At 65.7% G+C, this 19,164-nt stretch carries 15 protein-coding genes; 8 read left to right on the top strand and 7 right to left on the bottom strand.

The genetic code is table 11. The annotated features are described in order from the left end of the window. Positions 1–132 precede the first annotated feature (132 nt). The 8 genes from glnE (at position 133) to CC207_RS00205 (ending at position 10,252) form a co-directional block, all read left to right on the top strand. The gene (glnE, locus tag CC207_RS00240; protein ID WP_028689092.1) at positions 133–3,066 is read left to right on the top strand and encodes a bifunctional [glutamate--ammonia ligase]-adenylyl-L-tyrosine phosphorylase/[glutamate--ammonia-ligase] adenylyltransferase; all 2,934 of its coding nucleotides are present in this window, start codon (positions 133–135) and stop codon (positions 3,064–3,066) included. 225 nt (positions 3,067–3,291) lie between these two features. Next, positions 3,292–4,341: a lipopolysaccharide heptosyltransferase II gene (waaF, locus tag CC207_RS00235; RefSeq protein ID WP_028689091.1), complete on the top strand. Its 1,050-nt coding sequence runs from the start codon at positions 3,292–3,294 to the stop codon at positions 4,339–4,341. Beyond that, on the top strand, positions 4,342–5,400 hold the full coding sequence (gene waaC / locus CC207_RS00230) for a lipopolysaccharide heptosyltransferase I (protein ID WP_062362878.1): 1,059 nt from the start codon (positions 4,342–4,344) through the stop codon (positions 5,398–5,400). After that, entirely contained in the window at positions 5,400–6,524 is a 1,125-nt protein-coding gene (locus tag CC207_RS00225; RefSeq protein WP_062362882.1) for a glycosyltransferase family 4 protein, read from the top strand. The genes waaC and CC207_RS00225 overlap by 1 nt, the downstream gene beginning before the upstream one ends. After that, entirely contained in the window at positions 6,521–7,327 is an 807-nt protein-coding gene (rfaP, locus tag CC207_RS00220) for a lipopolysaccharide core heptose(I) kinase RfaP (RefSeq protein ID WP_050703461.1), read from the top strand. Before CC207_RS00225 ends, rfaP begins: the two co-directional genes overlap by 4 nt. Next, complete coding sequence (locus CC207_RS00215; protein ID WP_028689087.1) at positions 7,327–8,061, top strand: lipopolysaccharide kinase InaA family protein; 735 nt, start codon at positions 7,327–7,329, stop codon at positions 8,059–8,061. Before rfaP ends, CC207_RS00215 begins: the two co-directional genes overlap by 1 nt. Further along, positions 8,058–8,810 carry a lipopolysaccharide kinase InaA family protein gene (locus CC207_RS00210; RefSeq protein ID WP_028689086.1) on the top strand — a complete coding sequence of 251 codons (753 nt, stop codon included), beginning with the start codon at positions 8,058–8,060 and terminating at the stop codon, positions 8,808–8,810. The genes CC207_RS00215 and CC207_RS00210 overlap by 4 nt, the downstream gene beginning before the upstream one ends. Then, positions 8,810–10,252 carry a lipopolysaccharide kinase InaA family protein gene (locus CC207_RS00205; protein WP_088851390.1) on the top strand — a complete coding sequence of 481 codons (1,443 nt, stop codon included), beginning with the start codon at positions 8,810–8,812 and terminating at the stop codon, positions 10,250–10,252. Before CC207_RS00210 ends, CC207_RS00205 begins: the two co-directional genes overlap by 1 nt. Here the strand turns inward: CC207_RS00205 and CC207_RS00200 are convergent. The 7 genes from CC207_RS00200 to CC207_RS00175 all read right to left on the bottom strand — a co-directional run. Then, entirely contained in the window at positions 10,225–13,011 is a 2,787-nt protein-coding gene (locus CC207_RS00200; RefSeq protein WP_088851389.1) for a dermonecrotic toxin domain-containing protein, read from the bottom strand. The genes CC207_RS00205 and CC207_RS00200 overlap by 28 nt on opposite strands. 73 nt (positions 13,012–13,084) lie before the next feature. Further along, positions 13,085–13,261: a DUF4175 domain-containing protein gene (locus CC207_RS27305; RefSeq protein WP_139121049.1), complete on the bottom strand. Its 177-nt coding sequence runs from the start codon at positions 13,259–13,261 to the stop codon at positions 13,085–13,087. Further along, positions 13,258–14,370: a PepSY domain-containing protein gene (locus tag CC207_RS00195; RefSeq protein WP_028689083.1), complete on the bottom strand. Its 1,113-nt coding sequence runs from the start codon at positions 14,368–14,370 to the stop codon at positions 13,258–13,260. The genes CC207_RS27305 and CC207_RS00195 overlap by 4 nt, the downstream gene beginning before the upstream one ends. Positions 14,371–14,444: 74 nt before the next feature. Next, entirely contained in the window at positions 14,445–16,877 is a 2,433-nt protein-coding gene (locus CC207_RS00190; RefSeq protein ID WP_062362900.1) for a TonB-dependent siderophore receptor, read from the bottom strand. Positions 16,878–17,026: 149 nt separating this feature from the next. Next, positions 17,027–17,971, bottom strand: a complete 945-nt coding sequence (locus CC207_RS00185; protein ID WP_088851388.1) for a FecR domain-containing protein — start codon at positions 17,969–17,971, stop codon at positions 17,027–17,029. Next, positions 17,968–18,486 (bottom strand): RNA polymerase sigma factor, encoded by a 519-nt coding sequence (locus CC207_RS00180; protein ID WP_062575438.1) that lies wholly within the window; start codon positions 18,484–18,486, stop codon positions 17,968–17,970. Before CC207_RS00180 ends, CC207_RS00185 begins: the two co-directional genes overlap by 4 nt. Before the next feature lie 166 nt (positions 18,487–18,652). Beyond that, a partial coding sequence (locus CC207_RS00175) for a PolC-type DNA polymerase III (RefSeq protein WP_143496033.1) occupies positions 18,653–19,164 on the bottom strand: 512 nt, incomplete at its 5' end.

Below are 19,164 nucleotides of genomic sequence, written 5' to 3'. Positions count from 1 at the left end.
TAGATCTTGATGGGTTTTGCCAATTTTTCGTCTATTTCAGCTATTTCCAACTTTTGTACGACAGTCCAACCGTGGTCCAACCCCCGTTTGCCCTGCGCAACCGCTCTCTTTCACGCCGATCAAGGATAGACCATGCGCCTGCCTTTGCCGCTCGATCTGCCTGCTGTCCTCCAACCGCTGGTCGCTCGCAACCAGCAATTCATGCGCGATGCCTTGATTGGTCACCCCGAGCTGGATCTGGACAGCCTGAGCGCCGAGCACCGACGCCAGTTCGACCAGGTCGCCGCCGCCAGCGATTTCGTCCTGGCCCAGGCCCAGCGTGATCCGGCGATGCTGTTCGAACTGCTGGCCAGCGGCACGATGGGCCAGGCCTACGCGCCGGGCCAGCTGCGTGCGCAGATCAACGCCGCGGCCGATGCCGCCCAGAATGAGGACGAGTTGGCGCGCAACCTGCGCCGCGAGCGCAACCGCCAGCAACTGCGCATCATCTGGCGCGACATTACCCGCCAGGCCGCGTTGCCCGAGACCTGCCGCGACCTGTCCGACCTGGCCGACGCCAGCATCGACGAAGCCTATCAATGGCTGTACCCGCGCCACTGCCAGCAGTTCGGCACGCCCATCGGCAACCGCAGCGGCCAGCCCCAGCACCTGGTGGTGCTGGGCATGGGCAAGCTGGGCGCGGTGGAGCTGAACCTGTCGTCCGACATCGACTTGATCTTCGCCTTCCCCGAGGGCGGCGAAACCGAAGGGGTCAAGCGCTCGCTGGACAACCAGGAGTTCTTCACCCGCCTGGGCCAGCGCCTGATCAAGGCGCTCGATCCGGTCACCGTCGACGGCTTCGTATTCCGCGTCGACATGCGCCTGCGCCCTTATGGCTCTGCTGGTGCGCTGGTGCTCAGCTTCAATGCCCTGGAGCAGTACTACCAGGATCAGGGCCGCGACTGGGAGCGCTACGCCATGATCAAGGCGCGAGTGGTCGCTGGCGATCAGGTGGCCGGCGCGCAGTTGCAGGAGATGCTGCGGCCGTTCGTCTACCGACGCTACCTGGACTTCTCCGCCATCGAGGCGCTGCGCACCATGAAGCAGCTGATCCAGCAGGAAGTGCGGCGCAAAGGCATGGCCGACAACATCAAGCTCGGTGCCGGTGGCATTCGCGAAGTGGAGTTCATCGCCCAGGCGTTCCAGCTGATTCACGGCGGTCGCGACCTGAGCCTGCAGCAGCGGCCGTTACTCAAGGTCCTGACCACCCTGGAAGGGCAGGGCTACCTGCCTACGGCCGTGGTCGCCGAGCTGCGCGACGGCTATGAATTCCTGCGCTACACCGAGCACGCGATCCAGGCCATCGCCGACCGCCAGACCCAGATGCTGCCGGACGACCCGACCGACCGCGCGCGCATCGCCTACATGCTCGGCTTCGCCGACTGGGACAGCTTCCACGGCCAATTGATGCACTGGCGTGGGCGTATCGACTGGCATTTCCGCCAGGTCATCGCCGACCCGGATGAAGATGAGGCCGAAGGCGAACTGGTGGTCGGCGGCGAGTGGTCGCCCCTGTGGGAGCAGGCCCAGGATGAAGACGCCGCCTCCCGCCAATTGGAGGAAGCGGGCTTCCGGCAGCCGGCCGAGGCCCTGCGCCGCCTGACCGCGTTGCGGGCCAGCCCGACCCTGCGCTCGATGCAGCGCATCGGTCGCGAGCGCCTGGACGCCTTCATTCCGCGGCTGCTGGCCCAGGCGGTCGAGCACGACAACCCCGACCTGGTGCTGGAGCGGGTGCTGCCATTGGTCGAGGCCGTGGCGCGGCGCTCGGCCTACCTGGTGCTGCTTACCGAAAACCCCGGCGCCCTGCGCCGCCTGCTGACCTTGTGCGCCGCCAGCCCGTGGATTGCCGAGCAGATGGCCCGCTACCCGCTGCTGCTCGACGAACTGCTCAATGAAGGCCGGTTGTTCAGCCCGCCGTTGGCGCCGGAGCTGGCCGCCGAGCTGCGCGAGCGCCTGACGCGCATTCCCGAGGATGACCTGGAACAGCAGATGGAGGCCCTGCGCCACTTCAAGCTGGCCCACAACCTGCGCGTGGCCGCCTCGGAAATCAGCGGCAACCTGCCCTTGATGAAGGTCAGCGACTACCTGACCTGGCTGGCCGAGGCGATTCTTGACCAGGTGTTGGCCCTGGCTTGGCGCCAGACCGTGGCGCGTCATGGTCAGCCCAAGCGCAGCGACGGCAGCCTGTGCGACCCGGGCTTCATCATCGTCGGCTACGGCAAGGTCGGCGGCCTGGAGTTGGGCCATGGTTCTGACCTGGACCTGGTGTTCATCCATGATGGCGACCCGAATGCCGAAACCGACGGCGCCAAGCCCATCGACAGCGCGCAGTTCTACACTCGCCTGGGCCAGCGCATCATCCACCTGCTGACCACCCAGACCAACTCCGGCCAGCTCTACGACGTGGACATGCGCCTGCGTCCCTCCGGCGCCTCGGGGCTGCTGGTCAGCTCGCTGGGCGCCTTCGAGCGCTACCAGCAGAACGAGGCCTGGACCTGGGAGCACCAGGCACTGGTGCGGGCCCGCGTATTGGTGGGTTGCAAGCAGGTGGCGACGGCCTTCGAGTCGGTGCGGGCGCAGGTCCTCGGCCAGCCACGCGACCTCGACAAGCTGCGCGTCGACGTCAGCGAGATGCGCGCCAAGATGCGCGACAACCTGGGCACCAAGCTCACTGCCGCCGGCACCGCGGGCAATGCCTTCGAGGCCGGTCAGCCGTTCGATATCAAGCAGGATGCCGGCGGTATCGTGGATATCGAATTTATGGTGCAATACGCCGCTTTGGCCTGGTCCCACGACCATCCGGCCATACTGCGCTGGACCGATAACATCCGTATCCTCGAAGAGCTGGAGCAGGCCGGGCTGATGCCCGCCGCTGACGCCGTGCTGCTGCGCGAGGTGTACAAGGCGTTCCGCTCGGCGTCGCACCGCCAGGCCCTGCAGAAGCAGGCAGGGGTGATCGATGCGGCGCAGTTTGTCGATGAGCGTCGTGAGGTAAGGCGGATCTGGAGTGAGCTGGGTCTGACTTGAGGTTGTTGGGGCCGCTGTGCGGCCCTTTCGCGACACAAGGCCGCTCCTACAAGGGATTGCGTTCCCTGTAGGAGCGGCCTTGTGTCGCGAAAGGGCTGCAAAGCAGCCCCAAAGGTTCATGCCTCACCACCGGTGGTACACTGTCCGCCACATAGCCTGAATATAAAGAGGGGAGGCCAGGTTGTAGCGCAGCCTGCAGCCTCCCCGAATGTTTCTGGATAAAGCATGAGAATACTGATCATTGGCCCCAGCTGGGTCGGCGACATGGTGATGGCGCAGACCCTGTTCCAGTGCCTCAAACAGCAGCACCCCGACTGCGTGATCGACGTCCTGGCCCCTGAGTGGAGCCGACCGATCCTCGAACGCATGCCCGAGGTGCGCCAGGCCTTGAGCTTCCCGCTCGGCCACGGCGCGCTGGAGCTGGCCACGCGCCGGCGCATCGGCAAGTCGCTGGCCGGCCAGTACGACCAGGCGATCCTGCTGCCCAACTCGCTCAAGTCGGCGCTGGTGCCGTATTTCGCCGGTATCCCCAAGCGCACCGGCTGGCGCGGCGAGATGCGCTACCTGCTGCTCAACGACGTGCGCAAGCTGGACAAGGCCCGCTACCCGCTGATGATCGAGCGCTTCATGGCCCTGGCCTACGCGCCGGATGCCGAGTTGCCCAAGCCTTACCCGCGTCCGAGCCTGCAGATCGAAGCCGCGAGCCGCGAAGCGGCCCTGGCCAAGTTCGGCCTGGCGCTGGACCGCCCGGTGCTGGCGCTGTGCCCGGGCGCCGAGTTCGGCGAGGCCAAGCGCTGGCCGGCCGAGCATTACGCCGAAGTGGCTGACGCGATGATTCGCCAGGGTTGGCAGGTGTGGCTGTTCGGCTCGAAGAACGATCATCCGGTGGGCGAGCAGATTCGCGACCGGTTGATCCCCGGGCTGCGCGAGGAATCCTGCAACCTGGCGGGGGAAACCTCCCTGGCCGAGGCCATCGACCTGATGTCCTGCGCCGATGCGGTGGTGTCCAACGATTCGGGCCTGATGCATGTGGCCGCCGCCCTCAACCGCCCGCTGGTGGCGGTGTACGGCTCGACCTCGCCGGGCTTCACTCCGCCGCTGGCCGACCAGGTGGAGGTGGTGCGCACCGGCATCGAGTGCAGCCCCTGCTTCGAACGCACCTGCCGCTTCGGCCACTACAACTGCCTGCGCCTGCTGGAGCCGGCCAAGGTGATCGCCGCGCTGCAGGGCCTGGGCGGGCCGAACCTGATCGATACCGTGGCCGAGGTCGACTGAGTGCGGGTACTGATCATCAAGACCTCGTCGCTGGGCGATGTCATCCACACCCTGCCGGCCCTCACCGACGCCGCCCACGCCATCCCAGGCATCCGTTTCGACTGGGTGGTGGAAGAAGGCTTCGCCGAGATCCCCAGCTGGCATCCGGCGGTCGACCGGGTGATCCCGGTGGCGATACGCCGCTGGCGCAAGAATCTCTGGCAGACGCTCAAGAGCGGCGAATGGAAGGCGTTCAAGCAACGCCTGCGCGAACACAAGTACGACCTGGTGATCGATGCCCAGGGCCTGGTCAAGTCGGCCTGGCTGACGCGCTATGTGAAAGCGCCGGTGGCCGGCCTGGACCGTTACTCGGCCCGTGAGGGCTGGGCCAGCCGCTTCTACGACCGGCGCCTGTCGGTCGCCGTCGGCCAGCACGCCGTGGAGCGCGTGCGCCAGCTGTTCGCCCTGGCCCTGGCCTACGACCTGCCGGAAGGGCTGGGCGACTACGGCCTGGACCTCAACCGCCTGCAACTGCCGCCGGCCGCGCCCTACGTGGTGTTCCTGCACGGCACCACCTGGGCCACCAAGCACTGGCCGGAGGCCTACTGGCGCGAGCTGGCCGAGCGCATGGGCCGGCGTAAGTTGCAGGTGATGCTGCCGTGGGGCAGCCCGGCGGAGAAGGCCCGTGCCGAGCGCATCGCTCAGGGCTTGAACAACTGCCAGGTGCTCCCCAAGTTGAACCTGGCCGGCGTCGCCCGCGTGCTGGCGGCGGCCAAGGCCTGCGTGGCGGTGGACACCGGCCTCGGCCACCTGGCCGCCGCGCTGGATGTGCCGACCATCTCGCTGTTCGGCCCCACCAACCCTGGTCTGACTGGCGCCTACGGACGCGCCCAGATCCACCAGGCGAGCGACTTCCCCTGCGCCCCGTGCCTGCAGAAGAAGTGCACCTACAAACCGAGCGCCGAGGACCTGCGCCGGTTCGATCTCAAACGCGAGTGGCCGCTGTGCTTCACTCGCCTGAATCCCGAGCATGTGGCGGGCCGCTTGAGCGCGCTGCTGCTGGCTGAGGATGTTCGTTGATGCAACTGGCTTTTGTGCTCTACAAGTATTTCCCCTTTGGCGGGCTGCAGCGCGACTTCATGCGCATCGCCCTCGAGTGCCAGAAGCGGGGTCACCAGATCCGCGTGTACACGCTGATCTGGGAAGGTGACATTCCGCCGGGCTTCGAGGTGCTGGTGGCGCCGGTCAAGGCGCTGTTCAACCACCGCCGCAACGAGAAGCTCAGCGCCTGGATGGAAGCCGACCTGGCCAAGCGTCCGGTCGATCGCCTGATCGGCTTCAACAAGATGCCCGGCCTGGACGTCTACTACGCCGCCGACGGCTGTTTCGAGGACAAGGCCCAGACCCTGCGCGGCGGCCTGTACCGCCGCTGGGGCCGTTACCGCCATTTCGCTGAATACGAGCGGGCGGTGTTCGCCAAGGATGCGCATACCGAGATCCTGATGATTTCCGAGGTGCAGCAGCCGCTATTCATCAAGCACTACGGCACCCCCGAGGCGCGCTTCCACCTGCTGCCGCCGGGCATCTCCCAGGACCGCCGCCGCCCGGCCGACGCCGCGACCATTCGCGCCGACTTCCGCCAGGAGTTCGGCCTGGCCGACGATGAATTGCTGCTGGTGCAGATCGGCTCGGGCTTCAAGACCAAGGGGGTGGACCGCAGCCTCAAGGCCCTGGCGGCGTTGCCGTCGGCCCTGCGCAAGCGTACCAAGCTGATGGTCATCGGCCAGGACGACCCCAAGCTGTTCCAGGTGCAAAGCGCGGCGCTCGGCCTGGGCGAGCAGGTGCAGTTCCTCAAGGGCCGCAGCGACATTCCGCGTTTTCTGCTCGGTGCCGACCTGCTGATCCACCCGGCCTACAACGAGAACACCGGGACCGTGCTGCTCGAAGCGCTGGTCGCCGGGTTGCCGGTGCTGGTGTCCAAGGTCTGTGGCTATGCCCACTACATCGCCGAGGCCGATAGCGGCCTGGTGCTGGACGAGCCGTTCGAGCAGGAGCAGTTGAACCGCTACCTGCAACGCATGCTCGAAGACGCCGGGGCCCGCGCGGCCTGGTCGGACAACGGTGTGGCCTTCGCCGAGACCGCCGACCTGTACAGCATGCCGCAGCATGCTGCCGATGTGATCCTCGGTCAGGAGACCGCATGAAGCTGATACTGGCCGAACCGTTCAAGCGCCTGTGGGCCGGGCGCGATCCCTTCGAGGCCGTCGAGGCCCTGCAGGGCGAGGTGTACCGCGAGCTGGAAGGCCGCCGCACCCTGCGCACCGAGGTCGATGGCGCGGGCTTCTTCGTCAAGATCCACCGCGGCATCGGCTGGGGCGAGATCTTCAAGAACCTGTTCAGCGCCAAGCTGCCGGTGCTCGGCGCCGGCCAGGAATGGCGGGCCATCCAGCGCCTGCATGAAGCCGGTGTGCCGACCATGACCGCGGTGGCCTACGGCGAGCGTGGCAGCAATCCGGCCACCCAGCACTCGTTCATCGTTACCGAGGAGCTGGCGCCCACTGTCAGCCTGGAAGACTTCAGCATCGACTGGGTCAAGCAGCCGCCAGCGCCGCGCCTGAAGCGCGCGCTGATCGCCGAAGTGGCGAAGATGACCGGCGGCATGCACCGCGCCGGGGTCAACCACCGCGACTGTTACATCTGCCACTTCCTGCTGCACACCGACCGCCCGGTGACGCCGGAAGACTTCAAACTGTCGGTGATCGACCTGCACCGCGCCCAGACCCGGGCGAAGATCACCCGTCGCTGGCGCGACAAGGACCTGGCCGCCCTGTATTTCTCGGCCCTGGACATCGGCCTGACCCGCCGCGACAAGCTGCGCTTTCTGCGCGGCTACTTCCAGCGCCCGTTGCGCCAGGTGCTCAAGGACGAAGCCGCGCTGCTCGCCTGGCTGGAGCGCAAGGCGCAGAAACTCTACGATCGCAAGCAACGTTACGGGGACGCACTCTGATGGCGAGCTGGAACCTGGCGCCCGAGTATGCGCACCTGGCGGCCGATTTCGGCAGTATCGACGCGGTGTTCGCCCTCCAGGGCGAGCGCCTGACCCGCGACCCGCTGAGCGAGGTCATCCGCATCGAGCGCGATGGCGTCAACTACTACGTCAAGCGCTACACCGGCGCCGGCAAGCACATGCGCCGCTACCTGGGCCGACCCAGGGTCAAGGCCGAATGGCAGAACCTCAAGCAGTTCGCCAAGTGGGGCATCCCCACCGCCGATGTGGTCGCCTGGGGGCTCGAGCGCCAGGGCCTGGCCTTTGGCCGCGGGGCGATGATCACCCGCGAGCTGCCGCGCACCGAAGACCTCTCGGCGTTGGCCGAACGCAATGATCCGCGCCTGCGCGACGCCGCCTGGGTCGATCACGTCAGCCGCCAGCTGGCACGTCACACTCGTGTGATGCACGATCACCACTTCGCCCATAACGACCTTAAATGGCGCAACCTGCTGGTCGACGACCAGGGCACGCTATTCTTCATCGACTGCCCGACCGGCGACTTCTGGCGCGGCTTCATGCTGCGCCACAGGCTGATCAAGGACCTGGCGTGCCTGGACAAGGTGGCCAAGTACCACCTGTCGGCGACCCAGCGCCTGCGCTTCTACCTGCAGTACCGCGGACACGCGCGTCTGAACGCCCGTGACAAGAAGCGCATTCGCCAGGTGCTGGGCTTTTTCGAGGGAAGGGAATGACCGATTACCTGGCCAGTGCCGACCAGGCGCTGCTGCAACGCCACGGGCTGAGCGACTTCGAGGCGCTGTGGGCCCTGCAGCTGGATGCCGTGGACGAACCCAATACCGGCCGTGGCGGCTGGAGCAGCGTGTTCCGCCTGGAGCTCGAGGGCAAGGGTTTCTACCTCAAGCGCCAGAGCGACTACTTCACCCGCAGCCTGCAGCGGCCCTTTGGCGAGCCGACCTTCGCCCGGGAGTTTCGCAACATCAGCCGCTACCAGAAGCTCGAGATTCCCGCGCTGCAGGCGGTCTTCTATGGCGAGCGCAAGCAGGGTGGCGAGCACCGGGCGATCCTCATGACCCGGGCGCTGGACGAGTGGACCGACCTTGAGCAACTGCTCGGCCGCTGGGCGCAGATGGACGCGTCGCAGCGCCAGGCGATCCTCCAGGCCTGTGGACGGCTGGCCCGCACCCTGCACGCCGCCGGGCAGATGCACGGCTGCTTCTACCCCAAGCACATCTTCCTGCGTGAGCGCCGCGAGGGCTGGCAGGCCCAGCTGATCGACCTGGAAAAGACCCGTCCGTTGCTGTTTGGCATGCGTGACCGGGTCAAGGACCTCGAGCCGTTGCTGCGCCGCGCCCGGGCCTGGGACGAGGCCGATGTTCGCATGCTGCTGGCGGCTTATCTGGAGCAGCCGGCGGACAGCGCCCCGGTATCCACCTGGCTGCAACGCCTGACCCAACGCCGTCGTCACAAAGAGGCCCGCTGATGCGCCTGTCCGAATTGAAGGCGGCCGGGCGCAGCCCGAGCCTGCCGCTGACCGTCACCCTCGCCGACGCCGCGGGCAGCGCCGACCTGCAGTTGCTCAGCCTGTTGCGCGTGCTGCCGGGCCAGCGTTATGTCGGCGCGGGTATCTGGCGTGGCACCAAGGTGCTGGCCAAGTTGCTGGTCGGTGGCAATGCCGCCCGGCATTTCCAGCGTGAGCGCGATGGCGCCCTGCTGATGGCCGAGCAAGGCCTGACCACTCCACGCCTGCTGGCCGATGGCCTCAAGGAAGGCGAGGGCGGCTGGCTGTTGTTCGAATACCTCGACCATGCCGAAAGCCTGGGCGACGCCTGGGCCCGGGTGGAGCAGCTGCCGATGCTGGCCGACGAGCAGCACCTGGTGTTGGGCGAGGCCCTCACCGCCGTGGCGCAGATGCACGCCAAGGGCCTGTGGCAGGAAGACCTGCACCTGGACAACTTGCTGCGCCAGGATGGCCAGCTGTACCTGATCGACGGCGCCGGCATCAAGGCCGAGACGCCCGGCCAGCAACTGTCGCGCCAGCGCGTGCTGGAGAACCTCGGGGTGTTCTTCGCCCAGTTGCCCAAGCGCCTGGAGCCGTTCATCGAGGAAGCGCTGGTGCACTACGTGCTGGCCAATGCCGAGCACGCGCTGCCGCTGGAAGCGCTGCACAAGCAGGTGGACAAGGTGCGCGCCTGGCGCCTGAAGGACTACCTGGACAAGGCCGGCCGCGAATGCACACTGTTCAGCGTCGAGCGCAACCTGTCCGGGCTGCGGGCGATTTGCCGCAACGAGCTCGAAGCGATGCGCCCGGTGCTGGAGCAGGCCGATGCGCTGATCGACCAGGGCCATCTGTACAAGACCGGTGGCGCGGCCAGCGTGGCGCGTATCGAGGTAGCCGGGCGCACGTTGGTGCTCAAGCGCTACAACATCAAGAACACCGCCCACTGGTTCAAGCGCTTCTGGCGCCCGAGCCGGGCTTGGCATTCGTGGATCGAAGGCCATCGCCTGACGTTTCTCGACATCGCCACGCCTCGCCCCCTGGCGGTGCTGGAGCAGCGGGTGATGGGGCTGCGCAGCACGGCCTACATGGTGACCGAGTACGCCGATGGGCCGGACCTGATCGAATGCTTCGCACCCTACGTGGAAAGCGGCGAGGCGCCCGACGAGCAGGTCGAGGCCTTGATACGGGTGATGCAGCAGCTGATCCGCGAGCGTATCAGCCATGGCGACTTCAAGGGCCACAACCTGTTCTGGCAGGACGGCCAATGGTCGCTGATCGACCTCGACGCCATGTGCCAGCACGCCACCCAGCTCAGCTTCGCCCCGGCCTTCGCCCGGGACCGGGCGCGGCTGCTGCGCAACTGGCCGAGTGGCAGCGCGTTGCACCAGCGCCTCGATCAGTTGCTTCCAAGGCTTGGGGAGTAAACCGGGGGCAGCTCGAGCCATTCGCTGCTGCGTCCGGTCTGGCGCACGCGGATCTGCCATCGTCGCTCGTGCCAGCGCAGGATTGCCCAGGGGTTACCGCCGAGCTCGCGTTGGCCTGCGATTATCAAGTGATAGTGGTTGTCCAGCAGGTGCAGACGCAGTGGCAGCGCGTGACTGCCCAGCCGCAGGTACAGGCCGTTGCTGCCTTGGTACAACCCAAGCGCCTCGCCATGCTTGACACCAGCGGGGATTGAGCTGAGCCGGCAATTGTCGAGCAGCGCCTGCAGGTCTGGCAGGCCGTCATGCCACACTAACGGTGAGTCGACGACCCATTCGCCGTCCTTGCGTCGTTTCACTGGCACCTTGGTGTAGGCGTCCGGTTTGCGCGGATCGATCACCCGCCAGCGATAGCCATCGTACGAGACCTGGTAGGTGCGTTCTTCGCTGTTCTTTATGAAGTAGAACGTCAGCCCTGGGTAAGGCGAAGGTTGTTCATAGATGCCCTCTTTGTGAATGCCATCGACCCGGTAACGCAATGTGCTGGTATCTACAGGCTTGGCCAGTTCCAGGGGCAGTTTAAGCACGGGTGTCGGTGGCATGCCACGGATCGCCCGACGCACCACGGAAGACCCGTTTATGCTGTTGATGCCGTCGCTGGTGTGGGTAAAGGCCTCGACCATATGCTTGAGCACGCCGATGCGGTCTGCTTCACGGCAAGACTTCTCCAGGTCCAGCACAGAGAGCACTGCTCGCCCGAACGACAAGGCGGTGAGCGCGGGGTTGGGCAATACCAGGCTGAGCAGGTCGAGCGTGATCCACAGCACATGCAGGCTCATCTCTCCCAACAGTTCAAGCTTGGTGTTGGTGGCTGAATCCACTGCGCTGAGTGCGGCGCTCACTTCGGCCCGATAGCGGGCCTGCTGGAAATCCCCGACGATCCGAGGTGTGTTCACCCGCGCCGCCAGCCCGCCCTTGAGCAACCAGCGCTCGATCGCATCGCGGTCGGCCAGTGGCACGCGGTCCTTCACATACTCGCGCAGAGCGGGCTGGTCGCGCAGTGTCCTGAGCAGATGCCGGGCGTTGCGAAATTCCCGCCAGGATCTTCGGTCCGGCGCGTCGGGGGTGTACACAACTAAACGATGCACGCCAGGGGTATCGGGTGTCACCAGCAAAACGCCGTGGACCGTGTGGCTGTTTATCAACCACTGACGGACACTGCCGCTCGGGCGTTGTCTACTGTCCGGATGGTCGATTGCCGTTTTCGTCCATGTGTAACCACGCTCAAAAGGGTCCTCCAGAAAGTGGCCGGCATAGCGCGCCTTGGCCGCTTCGGCACGCATGCGCGCCCTGCTTATGGCGACAAAGCACGCTTGGCGCCACTGCCCGGCGGGTGAATCGAGCAGGTGCGTGCGCAGATACTGGCTGTAGCGTTCGCCCACGTTCAGGGTGCGTATTATGTGCTTGATCTGGCGCGGCGTGATCTGCGGCACTTGGCTGCCGTCTTTGCGGTGCACGCGTGCTGTGAGCCAATAGTCCACGTCGATCCAGCCGATGTTGAGCCTGGCCAACTGGTCGAGGCGGTAGGTCCGTGATACCAGTTCCACCGTGTCGCCCACTTGCCGGCGACTGGCTACGGGTACGTAGCCGGTGGTGAGCCCAGGATGCAGCATCGGTCCCTGTTGCCGGGCCAGCGTCACGCTGACGTAGATCTCAAGTGGATCGGTATCGAACTGGTATTGATGACGCATTGCAGCGCGCAGTTGCCCGCAGGTCCAGGCGTTCAAGTCATGCTCGTCGAGAAATTGCTCATGGTTCAGAATCCCTGGTGCGGCCGCCTGGTCGATGGCTATCACCAGCTCCTGCAGGGTCTGCATGATATGCGTCAGGCCTTGCGTAGACGCGTTCTTCAGCCAGGCGGGTGAGTTTCTTTCCAGCAACAGCCCATAGCGGGTTTGCAGGGCTGACCGGCTGTCGGCCCAGGGCAGCAGGTCACCAGCCTCGGCGACGCGTGCGCGTAGGGTTGGCCAGTCGACCGGGCTTTGTAGCGCCGCATTCTCCCAGACCAGGACCAGACGGGCGTGTTGTCCGCCGATGAGGGATTGCGCCTGGGCCTGCACCAGGTCGTCGTTGAACCATTCATAGCGTAAGCGCTCTGCGTTACGGGCCAGGTCGCGATCTCTTTTGCTGGTGATATGCCGCAACAGTGCGCGGCTCTGCTGCGGGTCGTCGAGCCGCTCGCACAGCTCGGCATGCAATTGCCCCAGGTCTTCGAACGCTTCTATGCCATGCGACAGGCTGCACAATAGAGCGTGGTTGCTGGTTTGCCGGGGATCGGGCGTGCCCCCCTCGGGACCGCCTTCGACGATCACGAATACGCCGGGCAGGTATTTGCGCCAGTGGGGGGTGGCGATATCCAGCAGTGGGCGATAGACCTGCGGTCGTTGAGCCTCAGGCAGGTGTTGGCGTTGCCAGGGCAACGGCATCTGCACACACGTTTCGAGCAATTCGGCATGGTTCGAGCCGAGTGTGTGGTCATCTAGACGCAAGGTGACCTGGGCAAGCAATTGCTGGCGAAGCAATGCGACCAACCGAGTCTGGCGACTCTCTGCACCGCTGCCCGTTTCGAGCCAGTAGCCGGAAAGGCTGGCAAAAAAACGCTGGCGGGCGTTAAGCCAGCCCAGCGAGGCATCAGGGTAGGGTGGCGAGGCGAGCAGGGTACCCAGCTGTTGGTCGAAAGATTGGAAATGTTGCAGGCTCATGCAGTCCGCTCCGAGGTGATGAAGCGGTGAAGCTTGGCGTGCGTGGCGGCGACGGACGTGTTAGCCGATTACCTCATCTGCGCAGGAGAGCACGAAACCCCAGCAGCGCCGGTACGCCCAACCCCAGCCATGAAAGGACGTCCCAGGCGCCGTCGCCAAGCAAGGCTGCGAACAGCCCTGCCGCGCTCAGTGCCGCGATCACGCTTGGCCATGCGAAAATACGCCCGGTAGTCTGCGACTGGTGGCTCACGGTTTGGTCCTCTGTGGTTTGCGCTGCTTGCTCCACCAGAGATACAGGCCGCTGACGAGCACAATGATGGTCAGTGCATCGAGCAAGGCCCAGAGTATCTGCATTGGCCGGCCGCCGTAGTCACCGAAATGCAGGGGTTGGGACAGGCCCATTGCATCCATGTACCAAGGACGATCACCCACGGCCGTCACCTCGAGGGTGCGCGCGTCGATCAGGATCGGCGTGAACAGGTGCGAGGTCAGGTTCGTGGCGCCATTCATGAACACCGCATAGTGGTGCTCGCTGGAGAAGCGCGTGCCGGGGAAGGCGATGAAGTCAGGACGCATGCCGGGCGCGGCCTGTTCGGCGATCTTCAGCAACTGCGTGGCCGGGGCGCGCTCGGTGAGCGGCGGGGCGTCACGGTAGGGCGCGACCATGGCCGCCAGGCTGTCGTTGCGCCAGGCGGCGATCACCAGGTCGGACAGGGCGCTGATCACCCCGGTGATGCCGACCACCAGGGCCCAGGTCAGTGTGACCACGCCGATCAGGTTGTGCAGGTCCAGCCAGCGCAGGCGCCGCGACTTGTCGTGGCGGACCGTGGCGAAGCGCAGGCGGCGCATGAACGGCGCGTAGAGCACGGTACCGGAGACGATGGCGACAATGAACAGCACCCCCATGAACGCCAACAGCAGCTTGCCGGGTAACCCGGCGAACATATCCACGTGCAGGCGCAGCATCAGCATCATGAAGCCGCCGTTGGCCGCCGGCATGGCCACGGCCTCGCCGGTGCGCGCGTCGAGCATGAAGGTGTGCGAATCGTCGGGGTGGGTGCCGGCGGTGGCGGCCATGATCGCCACCACGCCGTTGGGCTCGTCCTCTTCGTAGCCGAAGTACTGCATCACCTCGCCGGGGCGGTGCTGTTCGGCCTTGAGCACCAGCTGCTGCAGGTCCAGGTGCGGGGTGCCTGCGGGCATCTCGCGCAGCTGCGGCGCGTCGCCCAGCAAGTGCTCCAGCTCATGGTGGAAGATCAGCGGCAGGCCGGTAAGGGCGAGCAGCAGCAGGAACAGCGTGCAGACCAGGCTGCTCCAGGTGTGGATCGCTGACCAGCGGCGGATGGTTTGGCTTTTCATCACGGTTCCTTACACGATCGCAGGTCAAGCCGCTCCCACGATCCGCAGGAACAGGCTTGACCCGTGATGGCCACTCAGAACTTGTAGGTGGCGCTGGCGACGACACTGCGTTGGTCGCCGTAGTAGCAGTAGTAGCCGTCGCAGGTGGACAGGTAGTCCTTGTTCAGCAGGTTGCTGGCGTTGATCGCCACCGAGGCGCCCTTGAGGCTGTTGTCCAGGCGGCCCAGGTCGTAGTGCACGGCGGCGTCGAACACTGTGTAGGCCTTGCTCTTGCCAAGCCAGGTGTTGGCTTCGTCACCGTAGCGGTTGCCGGTGTAGCGTGCGCCCAGGCCAATGCCGAAGCCGTCAAGCACACCGGTATGCCAGGTGTAGTCGGTCCACAGGGAGGCCTGCTGGTTGGGCATTTGTTGCAGGCGGTTGCCTTTGTACGGCCCTTTCTGGACTTCGGATTTGGCCAGGGTGTAGGCGGCGATCACTTTCAGGTTGTCGGTGACGTCGGAGACGGCTTCCAGCTCCAGGCCGTGGACTTTCACTTCGCCAGTCTGGCTGGTGACCGGTGTGCCACCGATGTTGTTGGTGACCTGGACGTTCTTCTGGGTCAGGTCGTACACCGCGGCAGAGAGCAGGGTGTTGGAGCCCGGTGGCTGGTACTTGATGCCCAGCTCCCATTGCTCGCCTTCGGTCGGCTTGAACGTCTTCTGCGGGTCCGCGTCTGCGCTGCTGGCCGGCTGGAAGGATTCTGCATAGGACAGGTAGGGCACCAGGCCGGAGTCGAAGACGTAGCTGATCGCCGCGTTGCCACTGAACTTGCTATCGCGCTGGGTGTTGGTGGCATCACCCTTGTTGAAGAACTTGGTGCCGGTGTGAACCCAGTCCTGTCGCCCGCCCAGGGTCAGGCGCCAGTTGTCGAGTGCCATCTGGTCCTGGATATAGAGACCGGTCTGCACCGTCTTCTGGTTGTAATCGTAATAGGCAGAGGAGCGAGCGGGGCGGGTGATCGGCAGGCCATGGGCCGGGTTGTTGACGTCGATCGGCGGTAAGTCGAAACCATAGATCGCCAGGTAGTCGTGATTGGTGCGCTGGTGATCCAGGCCAATCAACACGGTATGGCTGACGGAACCGGTGGCGAAGTCGGCCTGGAAGTTGTTGTCGACCGCGAACTGGCCGATATTTTCCTCGGTGTTGGTGGACATGCGATTGGCAATGCCATCATCGGTGACCGGGGGAAAGTCTTTGTTGTAGCTGCTGACCGTGATTGTCTGGAACGAAAGCTCCGACTTGGTGTAACGCAGATTCTGGCGGAACTGCCAGACATCGTTGAAACGATGCTCGAAGGCATAGCCCAGCGCGTAATAGGTGCGGTCGTAGTAGTCGTAATCCGGGTCACCCAGGTTCTTGTGGCGGGAGACCTTGCCGAACGGCATGTCGATCTTGGTGCCTTGAATCGGGTAGAACTGGCTGGTGGCACCGGTATCGTCGCGGGTGAACTGGCTGAGGAAAGTCAGCGAGGTGTCTTCGTCGATGTTCCAGGTCAGGCTCGGGGCGATGTTGTAGCGCTTGTTGTCGATATGGTCGATCTGCGTGCCGCTGTCGCGTACCACGCCGCTGAGGCCATAGAGGAACTGGCCCTGCTCGTCGAGCTTGCCGGTGCTGGCGAAGTTGATCTGGCGGTGGTTGTCGCTGCCGTACTGCAGTTGAATCTCGTGGCTGCTCTCGGTCTGGGGGCGGCGGCTGACCATGTCGAGCAAACCGCCGGGCGGGGTCTGGCCATACACGGATGAGGCTGGGCCCCGCAGCAGCGCAAGGCGGTCGAGGTTCCAGGTTTCAGCTTTCGGGTTGGCATACACGCCGCGGGGCAGGGGCAGGCCGTCGAGGAACTGGGTCGGTTCGAAGCCGCGCACGCGCATCCAGTCATAGCGGGTATCGCTGCCGAAACTGGCCGAGACGATGCCCGGCATGTACTTCACCGCGTCATCCAGGCTTTGCACGCCGCGGTCGCTCATCTGCTGGCGGGTGGCGACGGAAATGGAGCGTGGGACCTCGACCAGCGCTGTGTCGGTCTTAGTGCCGGCGGCGGTGCGCTTGGCGGTGTAGCCTTCCACCGGGCCCCAGGCGCTCTCGAAGCTGCTGCTGGCGTTGATGTTGGTCTCCGGCAGCGCCAGGCTGCCTTCGTTCACTGCCACCAGGCTGTAGCTGCCGGCGCTGCTCTGCTGCAGCTGCAGGCCGGTACCGCGCAGCGCGGCCTGCAGGGCACCGACAGCGTCGTACTGGCCACTGACGGGTGCCGAATTGCGTCCGCTGACCAGTGCCGGATCCAGCGCCAGGGCGATCCCGGCCTGGCTGGCGATCTGGTTCAGGGTGCTGGCCAGCGGCGCGCTGGGCAGGTCGTAGGCACGCGGGGCAGCCTGTTCGGCGGCGAACAGGGTGGTGCTGACCAACGGGGCGGCCAGGCCGATGGCCAGGGCCATCAGGCTGGGGCGAAGCAAAGCATCAACGGCACGGGACATGCAGCGGCTCCTCGACGAAATAGTGCTGACTGCTTCCTTGCCGAGCGAGATTGGGAAAGTGACAGGGGGCTTTGAAAAAATTTCGACTGATTTGCAGAAGCCTTTGGAAGCCGGCAAGCCGGCTTTCACAAAGGGCAGTGTGGCTGAAGCTATTTGGCGCTAACGGTGACCCACCACGGCGTACGCCGCTCGATCTTCACCGGCAGCGCCGGTTCCAGCGAGGCGAGGGCCAGGTCGGTGTCGGTCAGCGGGAAGCTGCCGCTCACGCGCAGGTCGGCGACTTCGTCGCTGACACCCAGGTGGCCGCTGCGGTACTGTCCGAGCGCTGCCACCAGGTCGGCCAGGCGCACGTTGTCCACCACCAGCATGCCGCGGGTCCAGGCATCGCTGCCGACCGCCACGGAGCCGACCCGGCCCAGGCCGTCTGCGTTCATCAGCACCTGCTGGCCTTCGCGCAGCACCTGCTCGTCGCCACTGTTCTGCGGCTTGGCGGCCACCGAGGCCTGCAGTACCTCCAGGCGCGTGCCGGCCTCCTCGCGCTTGACCAGGAAGCGCGTGCCCAGCGGGCGCAGGCGGCCATCCTCGGTGCGCACCAGCAGCGGACGGCTGTCCTTGTGGCCGGTCTCCACCGAGATCTCGCCGCGGTGCAGCACGATCAGCCGCTGCTCGCCCCGGAAGTCGATATCCACCGCGCTGCGGCTGTTCAAGCTCAGCAAGGTGCCATCCTCCAGGCGCAGGGTGCGCATCTCGCCGGTGCCGGTGCGCTGGTCGGCCAGCCAGTAGGTCGGCGACAGGGTCGGCGCTGCGGTCCAGGCAAGTAGCCCGCCGAGCAGCAGCATGCCGGCCAGGCCGCCAAGGCGCTGGCGCAACCCGGCCCTTGATTGCAGCAGGGTGTGGCGTACCGGGCCGGCGGCGGCGTTGACGCGCCGGTCGAGCATGCCCAGTTGCAGCCAGGCGCGGGCGTGTTCCTCGTTGGCGGCGTGCCAGCGCATGAATTCGTTGCGTTCGTCCGGGGTACCGCTACCTTCGTCCAGGCACAGCTTCCAGGCGATGGCCGCTTCCAGCACCTGGCTGGAGACCGGGGCGTGGTTCATGTCGGTTCTCCGTAGAGGGCGACATAGCACTGGCGCAGGCCTTGGGCGAGGTACTGGCGCACGCGGGACACCGACACCCCGAGGCGCTCGGCGATTTCGGCGTGGCCCAGGCCGTCCAGGCGGCTGTACAGGAAGGCCGCGCGGGCCTTGCTCGACAGCTTGCCCAACAGGCGGTCGATAGCCTTGAGATCCTCGAGGATCAGGTGCTGTTGCTCGGGCGATGGGTGTTCGGCCTCGGGCACCAGGGCCAGCTCCGCAAGGTAGGCCTGCTCGAGGGCGGCGCGGCGGAAGTGGTCGAACAACAGGCCCTTGGCCACGGCGACCAGGAAGGCGCGGGGTTCGCGGGGGGCGTCCAGGCGCTCGCGACCGAGCAGGCGCACGAAGGTGTCCTGGCTCAGGTCTTCGGCGCGCTGACGGCAGGTGGTGCTGCGCTGCAACCAGGCCAACAGCCAGGTGCGATGGTCGCGATACAGCGCTCCGACCAGCTCGGCATGTGGACTGTGCGCAGGCGTCAAGAAGCGATCCCCGAGGAAGAATGCGTTAACTAACGATAATTATTCGCGATTGTGGCAGAGGCGGGGGTGATGGCGCAATTGACGCTTATCGGATTGCCGGCAGCAATCGCAAACGTTTTGCGGTTCTCTTCAGGTGATGTGCAATTCCTGTAGGAGCGTGCATGGATCAGAGGCCGTGATGGTGCGCCTTGCGCCGCCGCCACTGGCGCACCCGCTGCTCTAGCTGCAACGGGCTGTCCAGTTGCTGGCGCCGGGCCTGGCTGAACAGGATCAGCGCCAGCTCCGCGGTCACCTGGGCATCGGCGCTGGCATGGTGGCGGGCCTGGACTTCAAGGCCGAAGCGGGCGATCCAGTCGTCCAGCCCGGCTTCACGCAACACGGTGTCGGGGTTGAGCATCGGCGCCAGCTCCGCCACATCGAGGAACGGATGCTGCAGGCGCAGGCCCAGGCTGTCCTTCAGCGCCCGGGCCAGCATGCGCTGGTCGAACGGGGCGTGGAACGCCAGCACCGGGCTGTCGCCAATGAAGTCCATCAGGTCGAGCAGCGCCTCGGCCGGGTCGCAGCCGGCGGCCAGGGCGCTGGGGCCCAGGCCGTGGATCAGCACGCTGGCGTTGGTCTTCTGCGCGGGCCGGTGCAGGGTGCGCTCGAACGGGCGACCTAGGGCGATGGCGCCGTCCT

Source organism: Pseudomonas sp. DrBHI1, assembly GCF_002205115.1.
Lineage (GTDB): Bacteria > Pseudomonadota > Gammaproteobacteria > Pseudomonadales > Pseudomonadaceae > Aquipseudomonas > Aquipseudomonas mosselii.
This window is presented reverse-complemented; position numbering and strand designations above follow the sequence as displayed.